Origin of the sequence: Ewingella sp. AOP8-B2-18 (genome assembly GCF_052376015.1) — a bacterium.
Taxonomy (GTDB): domain Bacteria; phylum Pseudomonadota; class Gammaproteobacteria; order Enterobacterales; family Enterobacteriaceae; genus Ewingella; species Ewingella allii.
Map to the genome: position 1 here is coordinate 163,134 of NZ_JBQSVB010000002.1, position 18,073 is coordinate 181,206.

Here is an 18,073-nt window from a genome sequence, read left to right on the forward strand (position 1 = left end):
TAGCTAATCAAAGATGGTAAACCGATGAAACCTGCTTTCATGACGGCAAATTTGTTTAAAACGGCCTGCGCGGGTCTGCTGGCGCTGGCGTTTTGCGCGCCCGCTCTGGCGGTAACGCCTTGGCAGAAAATCACCCATCCGGTGGCTGGATCGCCGCAGGCCATCGGGGGTTTCGCCAACGGCTGCCAGATTGGCGCCCAGCCTCTGCCACTAAACTCGCCTAATTACCAGGTGATGCGCACTGACCAGCGCCGCTATTTCGGCCAGCCTGATCTGCTGGCTTTTATCAAACGTCTGGGACTTCAGGCGACGGATAAAGGCCTTGGCACCATGCTGATTGGCGATATGGCGATGCCAGCCGGTGGTCGTTTCAGCAGCGGACATGCCAGCCACCAGTCGGGTTTGGATGTTGATATCTGGCTGCAACTGCCGCGTCAGCGCTGGAGCGAGCAGATGCTGCTCAAGCCGCAGCCTATTGATTTGGTCAATGCTGACGGTAAAACCGTCAATCAGCGACAGTGGCAACCACGCATTGAAACGCTGATCAAGCTGGCCGCGCAGGACAGCGACGTGACGCGCATCTTCGTCAACCCGGCCATCAAACAGCAGCTGTGTGCCGATGCGGGAACGGATCGCGCGTGGCTGCATAAAGTTCGTCCGTGGTTTGGCCATCGTGCGCACATGCATGTCCGTCTGCGTTGCCCTGCGGGCAGCCTGGAATGTGAAGATCAGGCGCCACCTCCGCCGGGAGATGGTTGCGGCGCGGAACTGCAAAGTTGGTTCCTGCCACCGAAACCGGGCACCGGTACACCAGTGAAAAAAGAGCCACCTCCGTTGCCGCCGTCTTGTCAGGCGCTGCTGGATAAACACGTGCTCTAATCGCTATTGAACATTCCCCGCTTTATAGAGCGAGACAAAAAGAAAAATGGATTGGTTGATTGTTGCCCCTTGGGTAGTAGGCGTTCTGTTTTTAGTGGCTGTTTTAGCGGGGTTTATTGATTCAATAGCCGGTGGCGGTGGGCTACTCAGCTTGCCGGCACTGCTGGCGGCGGGTGTCTCTCCCGCTCAGGCGATTGCCACCAATAAGCTGTCGGCGGTAGGGGGATCTTTTTCCGCTAGCCTGTACTTTGTGCGCCGTGGGGTGGTGAACCTTAACGACCAAAAGCTCAATATTGCCTGCACCTTTGTTGGCTCGGTATTGGGCGCGATTTTGATTCAGCACCTGCGCGCAGACATGCTCCGGCAGATCCTGCCGCTGCTGATCATCTGCATTGGTCTCTATTTTCTGCTGACGCCAAGATTGGGCGAAAGCGATCGTCAGCGCCGCTTATCCGCGCTGCCTTATGCATTAGTCGGTGGCGGCTGCGTTGGTTTTTATGACGGCTTCTTCGGGCCGGGGGCGGGCTCTTTCTACGCGCTGGGCTTTGTGACGCTGTGCGGCTTTAATCTTGCCAAAGCCACGGCACACGCCAAAGTGCTGAACTTCACCTCTAACTTTGGTGGCCTGCTGTTTTTCATCATGGGCCACAAAGTGATTTGGAGTATTGGCTTGGTGATGCTGGCCGGGCAGTTTATCGGCGCGCGCCTCGGCGCTCGCATGGTGTTATCTAAAGGGCAGAAGATGATCCGCCCGATGGTGGTCTGTGTGTCAACGGTAATGAGCTGTAAGCTGATTTATGACAGCCACGGGGCGGAGATCTACCAGTGGCTCAGTTTGCACCTATAGCAACAGGCGAGTCACTGAGGCAAATCACTGATCAACATCAGTAAAAACAATATTCAAATAGGGGAGTATTTGCCCCTAATTTCACTTGATAGAGTTTCGCAGCAACTATGTCCGATTCAACAGAAACCCATAATTATCATCAATTAATCCAGATTTTTGATTCCTGCTTCTATGAGGAATTCAACACCCGGCTGATTAAAGGTGATGACGAGCCAATTTACCTGCCCGCCGATGAACAGGAAGATTTCAATCGCATCGTTTTTGCTCACGGCTACTACGCCAGCGGGCTGCATGAAATCTCCCACTGGTGCGTGGCGGGGGCCGAGCGCCGCAAGCTGGTGGATTTCGGTTACTGGTATTGCCCGGATGGCCGTGATGCGCAAACGCAAAGTGAATTCGAGAAGGTGGAAATTAAGCCCCAGTCCTATGAGTGGCTATTTTGCGCCGCCGCCGGGTTCCGCTTTAACGTCAGTTGTGACAATCTGAGCGGCGATTGTGAGCCGGACCGCGTGGCTTTCCACAATAAGGTCCGCGAAGAAGTGCTGCGGATCTTGCAACAAGGCGTCCCAGAAAGACCGGCGCGCTTTATAAAAGCGTTACAATCGTTTTACAATACGGCACCTTTGACGGCGGCAGATTTCCCTGCGCTGCAACCGCTAGAATGAATTTCTGAATATTGAATAATTGAGGATGATTGATGATCGCAGAATTTGAAGCGCGTATTTTGACGCTGATTGACGACATGGTTGAAAGCGCCAGCGATGATGAGCTGTTCGCCAGTGGCTATCTGCGAGGCCATCTGACCGTGGCGGTTGCCGACGCGGAAGAAAACGGCGAACACACTGCCGAAGCATTGAAAATTCGTGTCCGACACAGTCTGGATAAGGCTATTCAGGCCGGAGAGCTCTCCCCGCGCGATCAGGTTCTGGTGCTCGGCATGTGGGAAAATCTCTATCAGGCGTCTCTGCCAGAAGCCAAATAATCAGTCATACCTTGTAAAAACAAAGGGCCGCCAGGCCCTTTGTCAATTCTGTCAGTTCTCTTCACTCACCACCGGCTTGCCTTTCAGCAGCTTTCTTACCCACATGCGATGTGGATTAAGCGCCGCCAGCGTTTCGCTATCGAGCGGCATCGGCTCCCCTGAAATTTGCGCCGCCAGCACTTCCGCCGCCAGCGGGGCCGAGCTTAGCCCACGCGAACCCAGCGCCCCAAGCAGGAACAGGTTGCGATGATAAGGCGCATCGGCCACCGGCTGGCCGCGTTTTACGGCAATATCCAGTTTCTTGTAGGTTTCCAGCATAGCGTCATAATCGGCTACTGCGCCCACCATCGGGAGATGGTCGCGTGTCGCACAGCGCACGCCGTTTCGCGCCTCGCCGCTACTCACGTCGACTGCTCGTGCCCAGCCGGCTTGCGGCAAGCAGTCAATCAGCCGCTGGCGGTTCTGCTGCTGATCGTCTTCGCGATAAGCCGTCGACTTGTCAGCACGGTGATAGCTCGCGCCGATACAGTGATGCTGATTCGCTGGGTTAACCGGGGTGAGGTAGCCGTCATAGCACAGCACCTGTTTAAGCTTTTGCAGCTCAGGCGTGGTGGGAATATGTGAAACCTGACCGCCGACGGCGTAGACCGGCAGCTTCTCGGTTTGCTGGAAATCAGTAATATTCGCCCCGTTTGCCAGCACCAGGCTGTCATGCACTAGGGTTTCGCCATTGGCGAAGGTCAGCGCCCAGAGGCTGTCCTCGGTCTGTCGTAACGCCGTGACCGGCTGGTTGAAATGTGCCTTTAGCCCGCGCGTCTCGGCCAGTCGGATTAACTCCGTGGTGAGTTGAGCGGGGCAGAGCCAGCCCCCCAGCCCATAGCTGATCCCGCCGTGATGACACGCTAAGCCGCAAGCTTCGGTCAGCTGCTGCTGAGTGAGGGCGGTGGCTAGCTCGGCGGGCAGTTCGCCTGCGAGGATCTTATCAATTTTCCCTTGACTCTTGGCGTCATAGCCAATCTGGCTTACGCCGCACCACTGATGGTCGAAGGCCACGCCACTTGCTGCTAAAGCCTGATACTGGCGACGGGCGAAGGTGAATGCGTGGGAGAAAAATCGCTCCAGCGCGTCGCCTTTACCATTAAGTAAGGGGTAAACCGCGCCCTGACGATTCCCCGAAGCTCCCTGAGCCGGTTGGTCATCGGCACAATAAAGAGTGACGTTAAAATCACGCCGCAGCAGCGCCAGTGCCAGCACGGCACTGGCGACGCCACCGCCGATTATGGCAATGTTTTGGGTGTTTTCCGCCGCCGGTCTCTGATACCACGGAGCCGAATGTGGCAGATTTAGCGGATTATTCATCACGCCGCTAAGCATATGTTTCTTTTGACCGAACCCTTTCACTTTCTCGACGTCAAAGCCTGCATCGAGTAAACCGCGACGGACAAAACCGGCCACGGTAAAGGTTGCCAGCGTACCTTGCGAGCGTGAAAGCCGCGCCATATTGGCGAACAGCTCGGGGGTCCACATATCGGGGTTTTTAGAAGGGGCAAAACCGTCTAAAAACCAGGCGTCAACCTGTTGATTCATACTGCTGTCACAAGCCGGAAGCAGGGTAGTAACATCGCCGAACCACAGGTCGAGAGTGATGCGCCCGTCGTCCAGCAGCAGGCGATGGCAGCCGGAAAAAGGCAGCGGCCATTGGGCAACAAGTTGTCTGGCATAGTCGGCAAGTTCAGGCCACTGGTTTAAGGCGGCAGTCAGGTCATTTACGGACAGTGGAAATTTCTCGAAGCTAATGAAATGCAGGCGTTTTAGACGAGCTTCGGGCTGCTGCTGGGTAAAGTCATCAAAGGCTTGCCACAGAGTGAGAAAGTTCAGGCCGGTGCCAAATCCGGTTTCTGCAATAACGCAGACCGAGCGCGGATGTTCGGCAAAGCGTTGTGGGAATCCATTACCGTTTAGAAAGACGTGGCGTGTTTCCAGCAGGCCGTTTTGGTTGGAAAAATAGACGTCATCAAAATGTCGGGAAACAGGTGTACCCTGTTCGTTCCAACTTAATTCGGCGGGCTGGATTGGAGTGTGGCTCACATGAAACTCCCTCAGTTCAAGGCGATGCCGAAGTTTAACGGCCAGTTTGACCTCGCGCAAATTTACTGCGATTTACACAAGGAATTGCTGATCGGACTTGTTCGGCGTACAACTGTACGCTAGAGTGCGTCACGAAATCCCGAATAGTTAATAGTACAAGAGGTATTAAATGAAACGTGCAGTCATTACTGGCCTGGGTATCATCTCGAGCATCGGTAACAACAAGCAGGAAGTACTTAACTCCCTGCAAGAAGGGCGCTCAGGGATCACCTTCTCGCAAGAGTTGAAAGATGCCGGAATGCGTAGCCATGTCTGGGGTGATGTTAAGTTAGACACCGCAGGGCTTATCGATCGTAAGGTCGTGCGTTTCATGAGTGATGCTTCTATCTACGCTTATCTGTCCATGCAGCAGGCTATCGAAGATTCTGGCCTGACGCCTGAGATGGTTTCTAACGAGCGTACCGGCCTGATCGCAGGTTCCGGTGGTGGTTCACCACGTAACCAGGTTGCGGGTTCTGACGGCATGCGTGCTAAAGGTCTGCGCGGCGTAGGTCCATACATGGTGACTAAGGCGATGGCGTCTGGCGTTTCTGCTTGCCTCGCGACTCCGTTCAAAATTCGTGGCGTTAACTATTCCATCAGCTCTGCTTGTGCGACCTCTGCTCACTGCATCGGTAACGCGGTAGAGATGATTCAGCTCGGTAAGCAAGACGTGGTGTTCGCTGGTGGCGGCGAAGAGCTGTGCTGGGAAATGGCCTGTGAGTTCGACGCTATGGGCGCACTCTCTACCAGCTACAACGACACTCCAGATAAAGCTTCCCGTACTTACGATAAAGCCCGTGACGGTTTCGTCATCGCTGGCGGCGGCGGTATGGTTGTTGTGGAAGAGCTGGAACACGCTCTGGCACGTGGCGCGCACATCTACGCAGAAATCGTGGGCTACGGCGCAACATCTGACGGCGCAGACATGGTTGCTCCATCAGGCGAAGGCGCAGTGCGCTGTATGAAGATGGCAATGCAGGGTGTGGACACCCCGATTGACTACGTCAACGTACACGGTACTTCTACTCCAGTAGGCGATGTGAAAGAACTCGGCGCAATCCGCGAAGTGTTCGGCGCTACAACACCAGCACTGTCTTCTACTAAAGCCATGACCGGCCACTCACTGGGTGCTGCGGGCGTGCAGGAAGCCATCTACACCCTGCTGATGGCTGAAAATAACTTCATCGCGCCAAGCATCAACATCGAAAACCTCGATGAGCAGGCTGAAGGTATGGACATCATCACTAAGCCAACTCAGCGCGAGCTGACTACCGTGATGTCTAACAGCTTCGGCTTCGGCGGTACTAACGCCACGCTGGTTATGCGTAAGCTGAAAAACGACAAGTAATCTCGTCGTTCTCTTTGAAAAACCCGCCATCGTGCGGGTTTTTTTATGCCCGCCGTTATACTCCCCAATGCCTCAACAGCTACAAACTACTTAACTAATCAGGTACAATTCCGCCGCTTTCTTTTCACTCAATAGATACTTTTATAACTAAGATGCAATGCTCTCACTTAGCCAGATAAAGCACAGGCACACTCTTTTTCCTGCCTGGCTTGGGATTCTGGCCATCCTGATGTTATTTATCGCGCCGGTGGTGTCAAAATCACTGGTGGCTGCTGGCATGTCGCATTCGATGATGCCTGGCATGGCGATGACAGAGATGTCGATGGCAGAAATGCCTATGGCATCGATGGATATGTCAGAGATGTCAGAGTCCGACATGCCGATGTCGCATGACGAGATGGCTGAACAGGCTGATACTGCGGCTCATCAAAACTCTATGCCCATGCACGATATGGGGCTGGGAGTGATGATGCCCGGCGACATGAGTGACGCAGCCTGTGGTTACTGCGTACTTTTAGTCCACCTGCCGCTGTTGCATATGTTAGCGCTGCCGATGCTGTGGGTGTCTAACACCTCCAGCCGCGCACCGCCGCGCCTCGCAGCCGTTCGTCCTGTTCCCACTGCTTTCTACCCTGACTCTCAGCCTCGCGCCCCTCCTGCTTTTAAATAGCTTTTTGTTTCTTCTATTAAACATCGTCTGAACAGTGCCGACCTGGCTTTGCTGTTCTGCACCTGCTATTTAAACACTCAGGAAACATTCTTGATGAGCCATCCTGCAAGCTCTACCAAAATGACGGCCAAAGCCGCGTCCATTGCGTTACTTAAGCGTATCCATTTCTATATCGGTTTGTTCGTCGGGCCTTTTATCTTTGTCGCCGCGCTGACCGGCACGCTGTATGTACTTACCCCTCAGCTTGAAAACCACTTGTACGCCAACGAGCTTTTCACTTCCGCGAAAGGCGACGTGCAGCCGATCTCTCGGCAAATTGAAGCTGCGCTGGCCATTGATGGCGATCAGGCGAAGATCGCTGCGATTCGTCCAGCCCCTGCGCTGGGGGAAACCACGCGGGTCATGCTGTCCGACCCAAGCCTCGGCGCGTCCAAAACCAAGGCAATATTTGTTGACCCCGTGACGCTGGATATCAAGGGTGAAGAGACCGTCTATGGCACCAGCGGCATCCTGCCTTTACGCACCTGGCTCGATGAGCTTCACCGCGAGTTGCTGCTAGGCGATATTGGCCGTAATTACAGCGAACTCGCCGCTTCATGGCTGTGGGTTGCGGCACTGGGCGGCATTCTTCTATGGGCAACCAGCCGACAGAAAACCCGTGGCAACCGTAAGCTTACCGGCACGGCTGCCAAGCAGCACATTAGCCGCCGCTGGCATACCTGGCTTGGCATCACGCTGCTGGTTGGCATGCTGTTTCTGTCGGTAACGGGCCTGACATGGTCACAGTGGGCCGGGAGCAATATCAGCATCCTGCGTGAACATATGGGCTGGATGACCCCTTCGGTCGCGACCACTCTGGCAGGCGAAAAATCGGCTCCTGCGGGTGAACATGCCGAGCACCAGATGAGTGATATGAGCATGGCAGATATGCCTGACATGCCCGATATGGCAGCTCATCACATGCCAGCAAAAGTTGAGCCTGTTAATGTTTTGCCGATCACTTTCGATCAGGTCATCGCCGCCGCGCGTCATGCAGGGATCACGGCTAACAAAATAGAAATTCGCCCGGCTTATGCGGCGGATAAGGCCTGGACGGTGACGGAAGTGGACCGAAGCTGGCCGACCCAGGTCGATGCCGTATCGGTTAACCCTCAGACAATGGCGATTATTGACCATACCGAGTTTGCCCATTTCCCGCTGCTGGCGAAGCTCACTCGCTGGGGCGTTGATGCCCATATGGGTATTCTGTTTGGCTTCTGGAATCAGGCTATTCTGGTGCTGTTCGGCATTGGGCTGTGCGTGATGATTGGCTGGGGCTACCGCATGTGGTGGCTGCGCCGTCCGGCGATGAACAGCGGCCCGCATCCGGTGGTAACCCTGATTCAAACGTGGCGCCAACTTCCTGCCAGCCTGCAATGGCCAATTGGGCTGATAGCACTGGCTCTCTCCATCAGCCTGCCAGTGATGGGGGTAAGCCTGCTTATCTTCTTGCTGATTGATGTGCTCCGTTGGCTGCGACATAGAAACCGGCTCCAAGCTGTTGCGGTGAATTAATGAGCGCCGACTTTAGCTCGCAGCGTGCAAATAACAAGCTGAAAAGCGAGCGGAAATAAGGGATTGCGAGCCTTCTCGCAAATTATTGACGAGACCCTCAGCGGCCTCGTTTTTTATTACGAGGTTTGCTGGAAAACTCATTTTTGCAGTAGCGGGCCGCAACGTCTTCGGGTAACGTCAGCGCAATCGACAGGGTCACTCATTGCGGAAAACTATGCTGGCAACTTTCTTCACAACATTACTCAAGCCCTTCTTAAGTGACCGTTTTTTGCACGTCTTATTGCTACTGGGTGTGGTATTGACTCTTTTCCAGCCGGAGAAAATCCACCAATTTGCACAATTTGTAGATTGGTCAACTATCGTCACGCTGATTGGGTTGCTGATGCTGACCAAGGGCGTTGAGGTGAGCGGCTACTTTGATTTTGTTGGCCGTAAGATGATCAACAGCATCAACAATGAGCGCTATTTGGCGCTGTTTTTGGTTTGTGCCGCCGCGCTGCTTTCTACCTTTATGACCAATGACGTGGCGCTGTTTATCGTCATTCCACTCACGATCACCCTAAAAAAGCTCTCTACGCTGCCCGTCACGCGACTGATCATCTTTGAGGCGTTGGCGGTGAACGCGGGCTCCTTACTTACGCCTATCGGTAATCCGCAAAATATCTTGTTGTGGAACAAATCCGGCCTGTCATTTTTGGGGTTTATAGCCCAAATGAGCCCGCTGGCATTCGTCAGTTTTGCGGCATTATTGATAGTGACTTGGCTGAGTTTCCCAGCGATAAAGCTGAAAAGGCTGGAGAATAATCAGGGCTATCCATACCAGAAAAAACTGCTTTTTAGCTGTCTGGTGATGTATGTGGTGTTCATTGGCTGTGTGGATTTCGGCTTGGCGCTATATGGCCTGATTGCCGTGCTGCTGTGCTTTCTTTTGCTGGCGCGGCAGGTGCTGTTGCGCATCGACTGGCCGTTGATTCTGGTGTTTATCGCCATGTTTATCGACGTGCGGTTGATTGTCGGTTTAGACGCCGTGCGTGACGCGGTGAACCAGATTGCACACCTAAGCCCGGCGGGCGTTTACGCCCTTGGTATCGGGCTGTCGCAGGTCATTAGCAACGTGCCAGCTACCATTTTGATGATTAACTACGTGCCACCTAACGCCTTGCTGGCTTACGCCGTTAACGCTGGCGGTTTCGGCCTTGCGATTGGTTCACTGGCTAACCTCATTGCCCTGCGCATGGCCAACGATCGCAAGATCTGGCTCAAGTTCCACTATTTCTCCTTCCCATTCCTTATTTTAAGTGGCCTGAGCGGCTGGCTATTACTGGCTTGGATCTAAGGGCAGCTTGGCTAATCGATTAACCGCTGAGGTTATCTCTCCCGGCGTTAATGCCGAGAAGCCGAGCAGCCAGCCATCAGGTATTTGCTCCTGCGCGCCAGCTTCGGGCAGCCACAGCGGCGAAAGGCGTGGCGTGACGACACCCTGTTGCAAGGCCAGCTGAGTCAGCCTCTTTTCGGAGCCAGCGGGCAGGCGAGCCGCCAGCTGTAAGCCTCCGGCGGCGGGTTGCGGAATCAGCCAGTTTGCGAGCTTTTGCTGGATCTCCTCCAGCAAATGATTGCGGCGGCTATGGTAAAGCTGGCGTGAAAAACGCAAGTGCGCGGCGAAATGGCCAGACTGAATAAAATCAGCCGTCACCGCCTGCATCAACTGAGACGAATGGCCGTCATATACCGTGCGCAGCGTGGTCATAGGCTCTACCAGCGCCTCGGGCAGCACAGCGTAGGCCAGACGTAAGGAAGGAAAGAGCACTTTGGAAAAGGTGCCGAGATAAATCACCTGCTGTTGTTTATCGAGTCCCTGCATGGCGGGCAAAGGGCGGCCATCATAATGTAGCTCGCTGTCGTAATCATCCTCGATGATCCACGACTGATATTTCCGCGCCAGCCCCAGTAGCGCCAGTCGGCGTGGCAGGCTAAGACTAACGCCGGAAGGGTAGTGGTGGGAAGGCGTGAGATAGATAACTTTAGGCTGAACGGTTTGGCCGACTGGGTTCATGCCTTCTTCATCCACTCCCACCGGGTATATCTTGCCGCCCGCGCTGGTAAAGGCATTTCTTGCGCCGAGATAGCCCGGCTGTTCTAGCCAGACGTTATCACCTTGATCGAGCAGCAGAGTTGCCAAGAGCTGCAAAGCCTGCTGCGAGCTGGTGGTGATCATGATTTGCTGCGGGCTGCACTGCACGCCGCGAGATTGCTGGAGGTAAGCACAAATGGCTTCGCGCAGGGGAGCAAAACCCTGCGGATCGCCATAGCCGAGCAGCGTTGTGCCCCCGATGCGTAGATGCTTGTTGATCAACTGCTGCCAAATTTTCAGCGGGAAGATGCGTAAGTCCGGGCTACCCGCGGCGAAGGGCAGAGGAGACTGAGGGTCTTGGCAGCCGCCGGTCGCGACAATTTGCTGGCCGCGAGCAGAAAGAGTTGCCAGCCTTGGTGTCAGTCTGTGGCTCTTTTTAAAGGTCGTTTCCGGTGGCATGGCGATACTGACAAAGGTGCCTTTGCCTATCTCGCGGCGCAAATAGCCCTCGGCTTCGATTTGCGCGTAGGCGGCCTCAACCGTGATGCGCGAAATACGCAAGTCGGCGGCGAGTTGGCGTGAAGAAGGCAGTCGCTGTCCATTGCTTAAAGCGCCACTGTTAATCGCCTTACGCAGCGTAACGCAAAGCCTCTCGCGTAAATTGAGTCCTGGTTCGAGGCTATTCTCAAACAGGGTAATTAAGGTCGAGGAGCCAGTGTAAGTGCGCATATGGGTCTTATAGATATTGGGGAATTGGCATTATGAATAAGACCAAAATAGCGGATGATACAACCGTTGTCATGCTGCGCTTTACGCGCTGCGTTCCTATTACCTGATTGAAAGAGAGAGGCAAAATGAGTCAAAAACAGCAAAGCCAGACGTCAGCCGTATTACAGTTTGCGCCACCGGCTCCCGCGATGAGCGAAGCCTATCTCTTCAATAAATTGAGTTTTTACACCGATGCCGCTGATGTCGCCGAAGATTTGAAAAACCGTATTTCAGGCATTGTGGTGGTGGATACTCGTGCTGAGTCGCACTATCAGCGCGGACATATTCCGGGCGCAATCAGCTTTCCGCATCGTTTGATGACTGAAGAGTCAACGCGGCATCTTAATAGAGAGCAGGTGTATGTGACTTATTGCGATGGTATTGGCTGCAACGGCTCGACCAATGGGGCCTATAAGCTGGCGAAACTGGGTTTTCGCGTCAAAGAGTTGATAGGGGGCTTAGATTTCTGGACTCGCGATCGCCATCCGTTGGCGACCGGTGCTGAGTGCGGCGAGTATCCTGCCGATTTTAGCGTGGAAGAGTGCGGTTGCTAGTGAATGTGCGGCTTAAAACAGCAGCCAGAGCAGAATAACCACCACCACAAAGGCGATGAAAGCCAGCGGCTTGCCGCCTATGGATTGCATTGATTCCGGCAGCATGGCGACGAATGGGTTGACGATTGGCTGAGGCTCGGTGCGAGCCACCACGGTAACGTCATCATCCACTTTTTCAGGGCGCGGAGAGCGATCCACGCGCTGGCTGAAGAGCACGCCGACCAGATCGTTAAGCTGCGCGACGTTCAGCGGCGTGTTGGGCGTGGCGTTGAACCGGCTTTCGACATATTCCGTCAGCTGCTGGACTTCTTGCAGCGTCGCTGGCTGTTTCAACACGCTGAGCAAGGTGGTTAGCGTCGGTGGCGCTGTCGGTTGGCTCAGCGCCGCTTTGACCTGCATAAACTGGCTTAACAGCTGAAAATGGCGCGCCGGGATAGGTTCGCCCACTTTTACGCCGACTAAGTTAAACAGTTGCTGCCACAGTTTGGCCGGTGCTTCGCCCGTGGCGGCGCTGAGACGCGTCACCAGCTGCTGCAAACTGTTATGTTCGGCAGGCAGCAGGGCGCGATCGGTGATCGGCGTTTGCTGCGGTTTCGGAATGGTCATTTCGCCAGTCTGGACCAGCAAAAACACCTGCTGTAGTTGCTCGTGGCTCAGCTGGCTGAGCACGGTATGGCCGAAATTTTGGCGAATGAAGTCGCTCACCGCCTGACGGTTATTACCCTGTGGCAATAATTCGGTGAGTTGCTGGAACAGCTGGCGCGTGGCGTGGCTGTCCTGTGCCTGCGTCAATTTGCCTTGCAGGATGCCTTCCGCGCGCGGGTAGATTGCGGCGGTCAGTTCAGCATCATGAGGGAGAGACAGCTCGTGGCGTAAGCCAGCCCAAATTTCGGCGGACTTCATGGGGGTCAGCGCCATCAATTTGACGATGAGTTTTTCGAGGGTAGTGCGCTGCGCAGGGGTAAGCTGCTGATTATCACCAGAGCCCGCGGGAACTGAGTTATTCGGTTGCATCCTGTTGTCGCCAATTGGCGCGCCCGGGCCACTTAAAGGTTGCATATCACCAGTCCTTCGCTGCGAGTTAAAACGGCGCAAAGCGCGCAAGCGCAACATCATACCTGCAAACGAAATCAATCAACACTGTGAATGGGTATGGAAATAATATTCTTACGCTTATTTTTTGCAGAAAACGACGAGTGGGGCGCGAAAGCGATAAAAGGCAGGATAAATAATGCCGCCTGTGGAGTTACAGGCGGCGATAACATCATTAAACGGCGGGTTTATCTTCCTTCACTTCTGGCTTAGTGCCAAAGAGCGGACGGCGCAGGCGTTGGGCCAGAATTACCCCGAGCAGGGTGATACCACCCCCAATCAAGTGGTAACTGTGCAACTGCTCGCGCAGGAAAATCACGGCAATCACGGCGGTGAAGATGGGGGCCAAATTCATGAAAATAGAGGTTTTGTTTGCACCCAGTCGAATAACCCCCTGAATCCACAGGAAAGGCGCAATGATTGACGCCGCAATGCCTGCAAAGGCCACCAAGGGAATGTTGTGAGCGTTTAGCTGCACATTTTCCGTCATCAGGAAATTTGGCAGCAGGAGCAGCACCCCAAACAAGATCTGCATGTAAAGCGATTGCCAATTAGGCAGCGGGATCGCCCAGCGTTTGGTCAACACGCCATACAGGGCGTAGGAGATTGAGGCGACAAACATCATGATTTCGCCGCTACCAATGCCGTGCTCTAGCAGCTGGCCCGGGTTGCCCGCGCTGACCAGCCACACCAGGCCGATCAAAGAGAGCACGCCGCCCAGCGCCAGACCCACGGTTGGCACCACGCTCAACACAAACAGGCTGATCAGCACCGTCAGCAACGGAATAAAGGAGGTGATGATGCCGATATACAGCGCGCTCACGGTGTGGGCGGCGTAATAGGCCAGGCTTTGGAATAGCACCATTCCCAGTAGGCCGAGGATCAGCAATTTCCACCAGTACTGCTTAATCTCTTTGAAATTGCGCACTACGCCCGGCAAGACAAAGGGGGTGAGCGTGATAAGCGCTAGAAACCAGCGGTAGAAGGAGATCGCCGCAGGATCGATGGCGGTCGCAGAGGCCTTGCTGACCACGGCGTTAATCGACCAGATCAACACCGCCAGTAATGGGAAGAGAGCATTCATGAAAAAATACGTCCGTAGTTAAATCGTTGCACTAGTGTACGTTTGTCGTGTTTGTTATATATAACGATAACCAGACAACGCTTTGCGTAATTCGGACAACTTGATCCCGAATTTGTGATGACCACAATTGACAAGGGGTTTTATGCCACAGCCTCGTTTTTATCCTCCGCTTCCTGAACAGATCCCCAATACGCTGCTCTTTCGCGGAGAAACCATTCTGGCTAACTCGGAATATGTTTGCCATTCGCACCCGTGGAGCCAGATTATTACCATCAAATCAGGCGTGATGGCGATGAAGGTTGAAGGTGAGCGCTACCTTGCGCCGCGCGAGTTTGCTATCTGGATACCCGCCGGAGTGAAGCACTCCAGCTATAACCGCCGGACGACCCGTTTTTGCGCCATCGACATCGCGCCCGAGTGGGATGACGGCCTGCCTGAAAAGCCCTGCCTGCTCACTCTGACACCGATTTTTAACGCCATCGCCAACGACTTCGCGCTGCGTGATCTTTCAGAGCCAGTGACCGATCGCGATATGCGTATGGCATTGGTGCTGTTGGACCAAATCTGTCAGGCCCCGCGGCAAAACACCTATTTACCCACGTCCGACAATAAGCTGTTGTCGCAGGTGTTAAACGCGCTGGAGAAGAACCCGGCGGATAACACCTCGCTGGCGGAGTGGGCGGCGCGGGTTTACACCACCGAACGCACGCTTTCACGCCGCTGCCAACAGGATTTGGGCATGGGCTTTGCCGAATGGCGTCAGCGTCTGCGCTTCCTCCATTCGATTTCTCTGCTCGAGCAGGGCAAAACGGTGCAAGACGTGGCGCTGGAAGTTGGCTACAGTTCATCATCAGCGTTTATTGCCATGTTCCAGCAAATATCTGGGACCACGCCTCAACGCTTTCGTAATGAACGGTAAGCCGTGACAAGCTGGCATTGGGATCTGCCGCAGTTCGTGGCAAAATCTTCCTCCTCTTTATAGTCTGTTTTTTCTATGGCACTGCCTGCCGGAGACACACGTGAAAATCCTGGTTGATGAAAATATGCCTTATGCCGTCGAGCTATTTAGCCGACTGGGCAATGTGCAGGCCGTTCCGGGCCGGCCGATTCCGCAAGATGCACTCAATGACGCCGATGCCCTGATGGTGCGCTCGGTGACCAAGGTGAATGAGGCACTGCTGGCAGGAAAGCCGGTGAAATTCGTGGGTACCGCGACGGCGGGGACTGACCACGTGGATGACGCCTGGCTGCAAAAGCAGGGGATTGGTTTCTCCGCCGCGCCGGGCTGTAACGCCATTGCGGTAGTGGAATATGTGTTCTCTTCGCTGCTGATTTTGGCCCAGCGCGATGGCTTCCAGCTGCGCGACAAAACGGTCGGCATTGTTGGGGTAGGCAATGTGGGATCGCGTCTGAATGCGCGCCTGCGTGCCTTGGGCATCCGCACTCTGCTGTGCGACCCGCCGCGCGCCGATCGAGGTGACGAAGAGACTTTCTCTTCGCTGGACCAACTGGTAGCCGAAGCCGATATCTTGACCTTTCACACGCCGTTGAACATGTCCGGGCCTTATAGCACGCACCATCTGGTGGACGCCGACCTGTTGGCACGCCTGCCTGCTGACCGTATTTTGATTAACGCCTGTCGTGGCGAAGTGGTGGATAACGCCGCGCTGCTCGACGCGCTCAACGGCGCGAAAAAACTCACCGCCGTGCTGGACGTATGGGAGCCGGAGCCGGATCTTTCTCTGGCATTGCTGGATAAAGTGGCGATTGGCACGGCGCACATTGCCGGATACAGCCTTGAAGGCAAGGCGCGCGGCACCACTCAGGTGTTCGAAGCATTCAGCCAGTTTATCGGCCAGCCGCAAAAAGTACCGTTGGAAGAGCTGCTGCCTGCGCCAGAGTTCCCGGTTGTCTCATTCTCAGGGGAACTGAACGAAGCCAGACTGCTGCGACTTATTCACTTAGTGTATGATGTGCGCCGCGATGACGCGCCGTTACGCCGCGTGGCGGGCAAAGCCGGGGAGTTCGACAAACTGCGCAAATTCTATGAAGAGCGCCGCGAGTGGTCATCGCTGAAAGTAATTTGCGATAATCCGGCGACCGTCGAGTTGCTCAATAAACTCGGTTTTACTGCCGTTCAGGGCTAAGGCCCGGCGCAATTTTCGACTTGAGGGCGGTGAACTACCGCCCCTTTGTATTTTTGTACGATTCATTTTTGGAGAAGACCAACATGTCTGATGGCTGGAATATTGCGCTGCTTGGCGCCACGGGCGCAGTCGGTGATGCGTTACTGGAGCTGCTGGCCGATCGCCAGTTCCCGGTTGGTGAACTCTTTCCGTTAGCCAGCGAACGCAGCGCGGGTCAAACCGTGCGCTTCAATGGCAAAAGCCTGCGCGTGCAAAACGTCGCCGAGTTCGACTGGTCGCAGGTGCAACTGGCCTTCTTTGTGGCAGGCCACGAGGCCTCGGCGCAGTTTGCCGAAGAAGCTGCCAATCAGGGCTGTCTGGTTATCGACAGCAGCGGCCTGTTTGCTATGGAACACGACATTCCGCTGGTGGTGCCGGGGGTTAACCCTGACGCGCTGGCGCACTATCGCAACCGCAACATCGTGGCGGTCGCCGATAGCCTGACCAGCCAGTTGTTAACGGCCATCAAGCCTTTAACCGATCAGGCTGGTTTGGCGCGTCTGCACGTGACTTCTCTGCTCTCGGTTTCTGCCTTGGGCAAAGCGGCAGTAGACGATTTGGCCGGACAGAGCGCGCGCCTGCTCAACGGCATTCCTGCCGAAGAGGGCATTTTCAGCAAGCAGTTGGCTTTCAACCTGTTGCCGCTGTTGAATGACGAAGAGGGCAGCGTGCGCGAAGAGCGCCGTCTGGTTGACCAAGTGCGCAAAGTGCTGCAAAACGACGGCTTACCGATTTCTGTCAGCTGCGTGCAGTCGCCGGTGTTTTACGGCCACGCGCAGGTGGTGCATATGGAAGGCTTGCGCCCGCTGTCTGCCGAGGAAGCCCGCACCGAGCTTGAACGCATTGATGATATTAATCTGAGCGAAGAAGATGATTTCCCGACACAGGTCAGCGACGCCTCGGGCAACGCCAACCTGAGCATCGGCTGTCTGCGCAATGATTACGGTATTCCTGAAGTGGTGCAGTTCTGGTCTGTGGCTGACAACGTGCGCTTCGGCGGCGCGCTGATGGCGGTAGAAACTGCCGAGAAGCTGATTGGGGAGTATTGGTATTAATGTCTGAATTGCCTGCTGCGCCCGTTGCCGGACGCATTGCATTAGGAATTGAGTACGACGGTAGCGCCTATTATGGCTGGCAGCGCCAGCAAGAGGCGGCCAGCGTTCAGGCCTGTCTGGAAAAGGCCTTGAGCCGCGTGGCGGATGCGCCGATTGTGGTGTTTTGCGCGGGGCGTACCGACGCGGGCGTCAGCGCCACCGGGCAGGTAGTGCATTTCGAGACGCCGGTAATGCGTAAAGAGGCGGCGTGGACCATGGGGGTGAATACCCATTTGCCGAAAAACATCGCCGTGCGCTGGATGCACGAGGTGCCGGAGGATTTCCACGCGCGCTTTAGCGCCACCGCGCGCCGTTATCGTTACGTTATCTATAATCATCGCTACCGTTCGGCCATTCTGCACAGTGGAATCACCCATGTGCATATGCCGCTGGACGTCGACAAAATGCAGCGTGCCGGTCAGGCACTGTTGGGTGAGAATGACTTCACGTCGTTTCGCGCCTCCCAGTGTCAGTCGCGCACGCCGTGGCGTTACATGATGCACCTGAACGTCGCGCGCCACGGTAACTATGTGGTGGTGGATGTCAAAGCCAACGCCTTTGTTCACCACATGGTGCGCAATATCGTCGGCAGCTTGATTGATATCGGTGCCGGGATCCAGCCGGAAAGCTGGATGGGCGAGCTGTTAGCAGCCAAAGACCGCAATTTGGCGGCTGCCACCGCGCGTGCTGAGGGGTTGTACTTAGTCTCAGTGGATTACCCGGAGAAGTTTGGCTTACCCAAAATGAATATGGGGCCGCTGTTCTTAGAAGACTGAAGACGGTTTTCTATTGATTAACATTGCGCATCGGGCGC

The 18,073-nt window shown here is 55.0% G+C and carries 17 protein-coding genes; 13 read left to right on the forward strand and 4 right to left on the reverse strand.

From position 1 onward, the window contains the following. Window positions 1-24: 24 nt before the first annotated feature. From mepA to ACT3RR_RS05090, 4 genes are all read left to right on the forward strand, one after another. Complete coding sequence (gene mepA / locus ACT3RR_RS05075) at window positions 25-879, forward strand: penicillin-insensitive murein endopeptidase (RefSeq protein WP_496199877.1); 855 nt, start codon at window positions 25-27, stop codon at window positions 877-879. 46 nt (window positions 880-925) lie between these two features. Then, window positions 926-1,726, forward strand: a complete 801-nt coding sequence (locus tag ACT3RR_RS05080) for a sulfite exporter TauE/SafE family protein (RefSeq protein ID WP_154145402.1) — start codon at window positions 926-928, stop codon at window positions 1,724-1,726. Between the two features lie 107 nt (window positions 1,727-1,833). Further along, the gene (locus ACT3RR_RS05085; protein ID WP_353502802.1) at window positions 1,834-2,391 is read left to right on the forward strand and encodes an elongation factor P hydroxylase; all 558 of its coding nucleotides are present in this window, start codon (window positions 1,834-1,836) and stop codon (window positions 2,389-2,391) included. 32 nt (window positions 2,392-2,423) lie between these two features. After that, window positions 2,424-2,708, forward strand: a complete 285-nt coding sequence (locus tag ACT3RR_RS05090) for a YfcL family protein (RefSeq protein WP_353502801.1) — start codon at window positions 2,424-2,426, stop codon at window positions 2,706-2,708. Between the two features lie 51 nt (window positions 2,709-2,759). Here ACT3RR_RS05090 and mnmC read toward each other — a convergent pair whose 3' ends face one another. Continuing rightward, a complete protein-coding gene (gene mnmC, locus ACT3RR_RS05095) occupies window positions 2,760-4,796 on the reverse strand; it encodes a bifunctional tRNA (5-methylaminomethyl-2-thiouridine)(34)-methyltransferase MnmD/FAD-dependent 5-carboxymethylaminomethyl-2-thiouridine(34) oxidoreductase MnmC (RefSeq protein ID WP_496199878.1) in 2,037 nt (678 codons plus the stop codon). Window positions 4,797-4,965: 169 nt separating this feature from the next. Here mnmC and fabB point away from each other — a divergent pair, with 169 nt between their 5' ends. The 4 genes from fabB to ACT3RR_RS05115 all read left to right on the forward strand — a co-directional run bounded on the left by fabB (window position 4,966) and on the right by ACT3RR_RS05115 (window position 9,746). Beyond that, complete coding sequence (gene fabB / locus ACT3RR_RS05100) at window positions 4,966-6,186, forward strand: beta-ketoacyl-ACP synthase I (RefSeq protein WP_034791854.1); 1,221 nt, start codon at window positions 4,966-4,968, stop codon at window positions 6,184-6,186. A gap of 229 nt (window positions 6,187-6,415) precedes the next feature. Beyond that, window positions 6,416-6,856, forward strand: a complete 441-nt coding sequence (locus ACT3RR_RS05105) for a DUF2946 domain-containing protein (RefSeq protein WP_496199879.1) — start codon at window positions 6,416-6,418, stop codon at window positions 6,854-6,856. 93 nt (window positions 6,857-6,949) lie between these two features. Further along, window positions 6,950-8,410 (forward strand): PepSY-associated TM helix domain-containing protein, encoded by a 1,461-nt coding sequence (locus tag ACT3RR_RS05110; RefSeq protein WP_496199880.1) that lies wholly within the window; start codon window positions 6,950-6,952, stop codon window positions 8,408-8,410. Window positions 8,411-8,624: 214 nt separating this feature from the next. Next, on the forward strand, window positions 8,625-9,746 hold the full coding sequence (locus tag ACT3RR_RS05115) for an SLC13 family permease (protein WP_496199881.1): 1,122 nt from the start codon (window positions 8,625-8,627) through the stop codon (window positions 9,744-9,746). On the opposite strand, the gene pdxR is transcribed toward ACT3RR_RS05115, so the two are convergent. After that, window positions 9,729-11,210, reverse strand: coding sequence for a MocR-like pyridoxine biosynthesis transcription factor PdxR (pdxR, locus tag ACT3RR_RS05120; RefSeq protein ID WP_496199882.1), 1,482 nt, complete (start codon window positions 11,208-11,210; stop codon window positions 9,729-9,731). The two genes, ACT3RR_RS05115 and pdxR, sit on opposite strands and share 18 nt — an antisense overlap. A 125-nt stretch (window positions 11,211-11,335) precedes the next feature. On the opposite strand from pdxR, the gene ACT3RR_RS05125 reads away from it, so the two are divergent. After that, window positions 11,336-11,803 (forward strand): rhodanese-like domain-containing protein, encoded by a 468-nt coding sequence (locus ACT3RR_RS05125; RefSeq protein WP_496199883.1) that lies wholly within the window; start codon window positions 11,336-11,338, stop codon window positions 11,801-11,803. 12 nt (window positions 11,804-11,815) lie between these two features. Here ACT3RR_RS05125 and flk read toward each other — a convergent pair whose 3' ends face one another. Together flk and ACT3RR_RS05135 are read right to left on the reverse strand one after the other, a co-directional pair. Then, window positions 11,816-12,862 carry a flagella biosynthesis regulator Flk gene (gene flk, locus ACT3RR_RS05130; protein WP_486033068.1) on the reverse strand — a complete coding sequence of 349 codons (1,047 nt, stop codon included), beginning with the start codon at window positions 12,860-12,862 and terminating at the stop codon, window positions 11,816-11,818. Window positions 12,863-13,070: 208 nt separating this feature from the next. Beyond that, on the reverse strand, window positions 13,071-13,979 hold the full coding sequence (locus ACT3RR_RS05135) for a DMT family transporter (protein ID WP_353502793.1): 909 nt from the start codon (window positions 13,977-13,979) through the stop codon (window positions 13,071-13,073). 142 nt (window positions 13,980-14,121) lie between these two features. On the opposite strand from ACT3RR_RS05135, the gene ACT3RR_RS05140 reads away from it, so the two are divergent. The 4 genes from ACT3RR_RS05140 (at window position 14,122) to truA (ending at window position 18,035) form a co-directional block, all read left to right on the forward strand. Continuing rightward, complete coding sequence (locus ACT3RR_RS05140) at window positions 14,122-14,898, forward strand: helix-turn-helix domain-containing protein (RefSeq protein WP_396132398.1); 777 nt, start codon at window positions 14,122-14,124, stop codon at window positions 14,896-14,898. Between the two features lie 100 nt (window positions 14,899-14,998). Next, window positions 14,999-16,126 (forward strand): 4-phosphoerythronate dehydrogenase PdxB, encoded by a 1,128-nt coding sequence (gene pdxB, locus ACT3RR_RS05145; protein ID WP_496199884.1) that lies wholly within the window; start codon window positions 14,999-15,001, stop codon window positions 16,124-16,126. Window positions 16,127-16,209: 83 nt separating this feature from the next. Beyond that, window positions 16,210-17,220: an aspartate-semialdehyde dehydrogenase gene (locus ACT3RR_RS05150; RefSeq protein ID WP_353502790.1), complete on the forward strand. Its 1,011-nt coding sequence runs from the start codon at window positions 16,210-16,212 to the stop codon at window positions 17,218-17,220. Beyond that, on the forward strand, window positions 17,220-18,035 hold the full coding sequence (gene truA / locus ACT3RR_RS05155) for a tRNA pseudouridine(38-40) synthase TruA (protein WP_353502789.1): 816 nt from the start codon (window positions 17,220-17,222) through the stop codon (window positions 18,033-18,035). Before ACT3RR_RS05150 ends, truA begins: the two co-directional genes overlap by 1 nt. Window positions 18,036-18,073 lie beyond the last annotated feature (38 nt).

Excerpts from the sequence above, each read along its gene's own strand:
- mepA (WP_496199877.1), top strand. The coding sequence starts at position 25 with ATGAAACCTGCTTTCATGACGGCAAATTTGTTTAAAACGGCCTGCGCG.
- ACT3RR_RS05080 (WP_154145402.1), top strand. The coding sequence starts at position 926 with ATGGATTGGTTGATTGTTGCCCCTTGGGTAGTAGGCGTTCTGTTTTTA.
- ACT3RR_RS05085 (WP_353502802.1), top strand. The coding sequence starts at position 1,834 with ATGTCCGATTCAACAGAAACCCATAATTATCATCAATTAATCCAGATT.
- ACT3RR_RS05090 (WP_353502801.1), top strand. The coding sequence starts at position 2,424 with ATGATCGCAGAATTTGAAGCGCGTATTTTGACGCTGATTGACGACATG.
- fabB (WP_034791854.1), top strand. The coding sequence starts at position 4,966 with ATGAAACGTGCAGTCATTACTGGCCTGGGTATCATCTCGAGCATCGGT.
- ACT3RR_RS05105 (WP_496199879.1), top strand. The coding sequence starts at position 6,416 with ATGTTATTTATCGCGCCGGTGGTGTCAAAATCACTGGTGGCTGCTGGC.
- ACT3RR_RS05110 (WP_496199880.1), top strand. The coding sequence starts at position 6,950 with ATGAGCCATCCTGCAAGCTCTACCAAAATGACGGCCAAAGCCGCGTCC.
- ACT3RR_RS05115 (WP_496199881.1), top strand. The coding sequence starts at position 8,625 with ATGCTGGCAACTTTCTTCACAACATTACTCAAGCCCTTCTTAAGTGAC.
- pdxR (WP_496199882.1), bottom strand. The coding sequence starts at position 11,210 with ATGCGCACTTACACTGGCTCCTCGACCTTAATTACCCTGTTTGAGAAT.
- ACT3RR_RS05125 (WP_496199883.1), top strand. The coding sequence starts at position 11,336 with ATGAGTCAAAAACAGCAAAGCCAGACGTCAGCCGTATTACAGTTTGCG.
- flk (WP_486033068.1), bottom strand. The coding sequence starts at position 12,862 with ATGCAACCTTTAAGTGGCCCGGGCGCGCCAATTGGCGACAACAGGATG.
- ACT3RR_RS05135 (WP_353502793.1), bottom strand. The coding sequence starts at position 13,979 with ATGAATGCTCTCTTCCCATTACTGGCGGTGTTGATCTGGTCGATTAAC.
- ACT3RR_RS05140 (WP_396132398.1), top strand. The coding sequence starts at position 14,122 with ATGCCACAGCCTCGTTTTTATCCTCCGCTTCCTGAACAGATCCCCAAT.
- ACT3RR_RS05150 (WP_353502790.1), top strand. The coding sequence starts at position 16,210 with ATGTCTGATGGCTGGAATATTGCGCTGCTTGGCGCCACGGGCGCAGTC.
- truA (WP_353502789.1), top strand. The coding sequence starts at position 17,220 with ATGTCTGAATTGCCTGCTGCGCCCGTTGCCGGACGCATTGCATTAGGA.